We start from the raw sequence: 5,853 nt of genomic DNA on the forward strand, positions 1-5,853 counted from the left end.
GCTCTGCGTCCTTCGAGGCCCGCTGCGCGGGCGCCTCAGGATGAGGAGCATTGTGCTGAATTCCTCATCCTGAGGTGCGAGGCGAAGCCGAGCCTCGAAGGACGCACGGCCTCACCCCCGCCGCAGGATGAACTCCAGGTCCTGGGTCTGGCCGACCGGGAAGCGGTACTCGCCCACCTTCTCGAACCCCTTGCTCTGATACAGCTTTTGAGCCCCGAGGTTCTGCGACCAAACGCCGATCCACAGCGGCCGCGGGCCGTCCTTCTCCAGCCAGTCCAGCGCCGTCTTCAGCAGCAGCGAGCCGCGCCCGCCGCCCTGGAAGTCCTTGAGCACATAGATCCGGTGCAGCTCGCCGTCGCCCGGCTGCACGTCCTCATGCGGCAGGCCGCAGGTCCCGGCCGTGGCGTAGCCGATCGCCTCCTCGTCCAGTTCCAGCAGCCAGGTCGCCTTGTCCGGATCGGCCAGGTCACGCCGCGTCCGCTCCAGGCCGTAGGCGTAGGCCAGGAAGGTCTCCAGGTCCTCGGTCGGATAGAGGTGGGCGAAGGTCTCGCTGAAGGTGCGGGCGCCGAGGCTGGACACCGTGTCGGCGTCGTCGACTGTAGCTCGCCTGATCGAATGGGGGCGGATGGTCGCGGCGGTGTTCAAGGGTTACGGTCCTCGCATGGATGTCGCGCTCTATACGCACCTGGATATGCTCGACCATCGGCCCGGCGACAACCACGCCGAACGGCCCGAGCGTCTGCGGGCGGTGATCGACGCGCTGAACGACGACAGTTGCCTGGACCTGGAGAGCGTCGAAGCGCCGCTGGTCGACTTCGCCGACCTGGCCCGGGTCCATCCCCAGGGCTTCATCGACGCCGTACTGGCCGCCGCGCCCAGCAGCGGGCGCCGGGCGCTGGATCCGGACACCGTGCTGTCGGCCGGCAGCCTGGCCGCCGCCCGCCGCGCCGCCGGGGCGGTGGTCGCCGCGACCCGGGCCGTGGCGAGCGGGCAGGGGACCCGGGCCTTTTGCGCCGTCCGCCCGCCCGGCCACCACGCCGAGCCCGATACGGCCATGGGGTTCTGCATATTCTCCAACATCGCCGTGGCGGCGCGGGTCGCCCAGGCCGCGGGGCTCAAGCGCGTGGCGATCGTCGATTTCGACGTCCACCACGGCAACGGCACCCAGGCGACGTTCGAAAGCGACCCCAGCGTGTTCTTCGCCTCGATCCACCAGTCGCCGCTCTATCCGGGCACCGGCGACCCGTCGGAGACCGGAGTCGGCAACATCGCCAACGCCATCGTCGCTCCGCACGCCCCCCGCGAGGTGTGGCGCAAGGGTTTCGAGGGCCTGATGGACAAGGTCGACGGATTCGCGCCGCAACTGATCCTGGTCTCGGCCGGGTTCGACGCCCACGTCCGCGATCCGTTGGCCGCCCAGAGCCTGGAGGCCGAGGATTTCGCCTGGGCGACACGGGCGATCGCCTCGGTCGCGAACCGGCGATGCGGCGGGCGTATTGTTTCCTCGCTCGAGGGCGGTTACGACCTAGAAGCGCTCGGCCGCTCGGCGGCGGCGCATGTCAAAGCGTTGCAGGAGGGGTGAGAGGTTCGAGATCGTCGCCGGTGGCGACCAGCCGGACCTCCAAGATCTATGGCCGACGAATCCGCCGACCACCTTTCCTCTTTCGGAACCCCTGGCGCCGTCGGTGTTCGCCCGGGCGCGATCACGCTGGCTCGCCACGGCGAGCCGGCCTTGTCGCGCAAGGTCCGCTTCAACGCGCCGGCCTATGGCGAGTGGTGGGCGCGCTATGAAGAAGGCGGCCTGTTGCCCGGCCAGACCCCGCCGGAATCGCTGAAGGCCACGGCCAGGCGGGCCGGGGTGATGATCGCCTCGACCCGTCGCCGTTCGATCGAGACCGCCACCGCCGTCGCCGACGGCAAGGCCTTCGCCACCGATCCCCTGTTCATTGAGGCGCCCCTGCCGCCGCCGCCCTGGCCGCGCTGGATCAAGATTTCGCCCAAGCACTGGGGGTTCTTCGCCCGGTTCTGGTGGTGGTTCTTCGATCACCACGCCGGCCAGGAGAGCCGGGCCCAGGCCGAGCTTCGCGCCGACCAGGCCGCCGACCTGCTGATCGACCTGTCCAAGAACGGCCAGGAGGTGCTTCTGGTCGCCCACGGCTTCTTCAACACCATGATCGGCCTGGCGCTTCAGAAGCGCGGCCTGAAGAAGACACAGGACCAGGGGTTCAAATACTGGTGCGTGAAGCGCTTCGAGCGGCCCTAGGCGCCTCGCAAGGCCGCAGGGACTCAAGACCCCTGAACTTCGTTCACCAAAAGCCCCGCCAACGGCGTTGCCCGCGCCGCGGCCCGCCACTAGGGTGCGCCTGTTCGCCCCGGAGTAGAAATGATCAGTCCGCAAGATCTTGAAGGCATGAGCTTCGAGCAGGCCCTGCAGCGTCTGGAGCAGATTGTCGGCGAACTCGAGTCCGGCAAGGCCGAGCTCGAGCGCTCGATCGAGATCTACGAAGACGGCGCGGCGCTGAAGGCCCATTGCGAGAAGAAGCTCGAGGCGGCCCGCCTGAAGGTCGAGAAGATCGTGCTGGGCCAAGGGGGCGTCGTGAACGCCGAGCCGGCCGAGTTCAACTGATGGGTCAGGCGTCGCCGCAGATCGGCTACGAGGACTTCGAGCGTGTCGATATCCGTATCGGCACGGTGATCGAGGCCACGCCGTTCCCGGAGGCGCGCAAGCCGGCCTACAGGCTGACCATCGACTTCGGCCCCGAGATCGGCGTCAAGAAATCCTCGGCCCAGGTGACCAAGCACTACGCCCTGGGCGAACTGATCGGCCGCCGCGTGGCCGCCGTGGTCAATTTTCCGCCGCGCCAGATTGGTCCGATGAAGTCGGAAGTCCTTTGCCTGGGTTTCCCGGACGCCGAGGGCGGCGTGGTGCTGGTCGACGTGGACCGTGACGTTCCCAACGGGGGTAAGCTGTTTTGATCGACCTCGAGAAGCGCATCGTGCAGGCGGCCGACATCGTCACCGTGGCGCTCGACGAACTGTTGCCGCGCGCTGACGGCCCCGAGAGCCGTCTGACCGAGGCCATGCGCTACGCGGCCCTGGGGCCCGGCAAGCGCCTGCGGCCGTTCTTCGCCCTGGAGACGGGCAAGATGTTCGACCTGCCCGAGCGGCCGGTGCTGCGCGCCGCCTGCGCCCTGGAATGCATTCACGCCTACAGCCTGGTGCATGACGACCTGCCGGCCATGGACGACGACGACATGCGCCGCGGCCGTCCGACCGTGCACATCCAGTACGACGAGGCCACCGCGATCCTGGCCGGCGACGCCCTGCAGACCGCCGCCTTCGAGATCATGGCCCACCCCGACACCCACGACGACGGCCATGTCCGCTCGGAACTGGTTCGCAAGCTGGCCATCGCCTCGGGCGCCAAGGGCATGGCCGGCGGTCAGATGATCGACCTGCTGGGCGTTCGCGACGACCTGGGGGCCGTGGCCCGCATGCAGCGCCTGAAGACCGGCGCCCTGATCGCCTTCGCCTTCGAGATCCCCCTGATCATCGCCCGCGCCAAGGACTCCGAGCGCGCGGCCCTGATGGGATTCGCCCAGGATCTGGGCCTGGCCTACCAGATCGTCGACGACATCCTCGACGAGGAGGGCGACGAAGCGGTGCTGGGCAAGGCGGCCGGCGGCAAGGACGCCGCCAAGGGCAAGGCCAACTACGTCACCCTTCTGGGCCTCGACGCGGCCAAGGAACGAGTCAACCTTTTGGCCGCTCAAACCAAGTCACATCTCGATATTTTCGGCGAACGGGCCGAACATCTGCGTCGTAGCGTGGATTTCGTGCTGGACCGCCGCAACTGACCGCGCTTTCTTCGGACATGCCTGCTTTGACCCCTCTTCTCGACACCATCTCGTCACCGGCCGACACGCGCGGCCTCAGCGTGACCGAACTGAAGCAGTTGGCGAGCGAGGTGCGGGCCGAGACCATCGACGCCGTCTCGGTGACCGGCGGACATCTGGGCGCGGGCCTGGGCGTGGTCGAGCTGACCGTCGCCCTGCACCACGTGTTCGAAACGCCCCGGGACATCGTCATCTGGGACGTCGGCCACCAGGCCTATCCGCACAAGATCCTCACGGGTCGCCGCGACCGCATCAAGACCCTGCGCCAGGGCGGCGGGCTGTCGGGCTTCACCAAGCGGGCCGAGAGCGTATACGACCCGTTCGGCGCGGCCCACGCGGCCACCTCGATCTCGGCGGCCCTGGGCTTCTGCGCCGCGCGCGACGCTAAGGGCGAGAACAACAGCGTCATCGCCGTGATCGGCGACGGCTCGATGAGCGCCGGCATGGCCTATGAGGCCATGAACGCGGCCACCGACACCACCAAGCGCCTGATCGTCATCCTCAACGACAACGACATGTCGATCGCCCCGCCGGTGGGCGGCATGAGCGCCTATCTGGCCAACCTCGTCTCGGGCGGCGCCTATCGCAAGGCCCGCAAGCTGGGCAAGACCGTGGTCGAGAAGCTGCCGACCCCGATCCGCGACGCGGCCCGCAAGGCCGAGGAATACGCCCGCGGCATGGTCACCGGCGGCACCTTCTTCGAGGAGCTGGGCTTCCACTATGTCGGCCCGATCGACGGCCACGACATGGACGCGCTGGTTTCGGTGCTGAAGAACGTCAAGGACTTCGACGAGAAGCCGGTTCTGGTCCACGTCGTCACCCAGAAGGGCAAGGGCTACGCCCCGGCCGAGGGCGCGGCCGACAAGCTGCACGCGGTGGTCAAGTTCGACGTCGTCACCGGCCAGCAGCAGAAGGCGGCCGCGGGGCCCCCCAGCTTCACCAAGGTCTTCGCCCAGGAGCTGATCAAGCACGCGGCGATCGACGACAAGATCGTGGCCATCACCGCCGCCATGCCCTCGGGCACGGGGCTGGACCTGTTCGGCAAGGCCTATCCGGACCGCACCTTCGACGTCGGCATCGCCGAGCAGCACGCGGTGACCTTCGCCGCCGGCCTGGCCGCCGACGGCATGAAGCCGTTCGCGGCGATCTATTCCACCTTCCTGCAGCGCGGCTACGACCAGGTGGTCCACGACGTGGCCATTCAGCGCCTGCCGGTGCGCTTCGCCATGGACCGCGCCGGCCTGGTCGGCGCCGACGGCCCCACCCACGCGGGCACCTTCGACCTCGGCTTCATGGGGGCGTTGCCCGGCATGGTGCTGATGGCCGCCGCCGACGAGGTGGAGCTGGCCCACATGGTCGCCACCGCCGTGGCCATCGACGACCGCCCCAGCGCCTTCCGCTATCCGCGCGGCGAGGGCCTGGGCCTGACCATTCCCGACCTGGCCGCCCCGCTGGAGATCGGCAAGGGCCGCATCGTTCGCGAGGGGACCAGCGTCGCCATCGTCTCGCTGGGCACCCGGCTGGGCGAATGCCTGAAGGCCGCCGACCTGCTGGCCGCGCGCGGACTGTCGGCCACCGTCGCCGACGCCCGCTTCGCCAAGCCGCTGGACGTCGATCTGTTGCTGCGGCTTGCCCGCGAGCACGAGGCGATCATCACGGTGGAAGAGGGCGCCATGGGCGGCTTCGGCGCCTTCGTGCTGCAGGCCCTGGCCGAGCACGGCGCCCTGGACCGCGGCCTGAAGATCCGCACCCTGGTGCTGCCCGACATCTTCCAGGACCAGGACAAGCCCGAGGTCATGTACGCCCAGGCCGGCCTCGACGCCGAGGGCATCCTGCGCGGCGCGTTGTCGGCCCTGGGCATCGACAACATCAGCGCGGCGGGGCGTAGGGCTTAAACAGGTCGGGGACATGCCCTTGCGGCGTGTCCCCAGAACCTTGCCTCTGTGGTTGCCGATGG

General features: G+C 68.8%; 7 protein-coding genes and 1 pseudogene. 6 read left to right on the forward strand and 2 right to left on the reverse strand.

Annotated elements, in window-relative coordinates; all coding sequences use genetic code 11:
- A pseudogene (locus tag AC1DZ6_RS17090) lies at positions 1-105 on the reverse strand (hypothetical protein); the annotation flags it as partial.
- Between the two features lie 6 nt (positions 106-111).
- The gene (locus AC1DZ6_RS17095) at positions 112-645 is read right to left on the reverse strand and encodes an N-acetyltransferase family protein (protein ID WP_477098344.1); all 534 of its coding nucleotides are present in this window, start codon (positions 643-645) and stop codon (positions 112-114) included.
- 16 nt (positions 646-661) lie between these two features.
- Here AC1DZ6_RS17095 and AC1DZ6_RS17100 point away from each other — a divergent pair, with 16 nt between their 5' ends.
- The 6 genes from AC1DZ6_RS17100 to dxs all read left to right on the forward strand — a co-directional run bounded on the left by AC1DZ6_RS17100 (position 662) and on the right by dxs (position 5,791).
- Positions 662-1,582: a histone deacetylase family protein gene (locus AC1DZ6_RS17100; RefSeq protein WP_477098345.1), complete on the forward strand. Its 921-nt coding sequence runs from the start codon at positions 662-664 to the stop codon at positions 1,580-1,582.
- 48 nt (positions 1,583-1,630) lie between these two features.
- Positions 1,631-2,263, forward strand: a complete 633-nt coding sequence (locus AC1DZ6_RS17105; RefSeq protein WP_477098346.1) for a histidine phosphatase family protein — start codon at positions 1,631-1,633, stop codon at positions 2,261-2,263.
- Positions 2,264-2,383: 120 nt separating this feature from the next.
- Positions 2,384-2,626 (forward strand): exodeoxyribonuclease VII small subunit, encoded by a 243-nt coding sequence (locus tag AC1DZ6_RS17110; RefSeq protein ID WP_477098347.1) that lies wholly within the window; start codon positions 2,384-2,386, stop codon positions 2,624-2,626.
- Entirely contained in the window at positions 2,626-2,976 is a 351-nt protein-coding gene (locus AC1DZ6_RS17115) for a tRNA-binding protein (RefSeq protein ID WP_477098348.1), read from the forward strand. The genes AC1DZ6_RS17110 and AC1DZ6_RS17115 overlap by 1 nt, the downstream gene beginning before the upstream one ends.
- Positions 2,973-3,857 (forward strand): polyprenyl synthetase family protein, encoded by an 885-nt coding sequence (locus tag AC1DZ6_RS17120; protein ID WP_477098349.1) that lies wholly within the window; start codon positions 2,973-2,975, stop codon positions 3,855-3,857. Before AC1DZ6_RS17115 ends, AC1DZ6_RS17120 begins: the two co-directional genes overlap by 4 nt.
- Before the next feature lie 17 nt (positions 3,858-3,874).
- Complete coding sequence (gene dxs / locus AC1DZ6_RS17125; protein ID WP_477098350.1) at positions 3,875-5,791, forward strand: 1-deoxy-D-xylulose-5-phosphate synthase; 1,917 nt, start codon at positions 3,875-3,877, stop codon at positions 5,789-5,791.
- Positions 5,792-5,853: the final 62 nt, after the last annotated feature.

Source organism: Caulobacter sp. P1_B12_2, assembly GCF_056406675.1.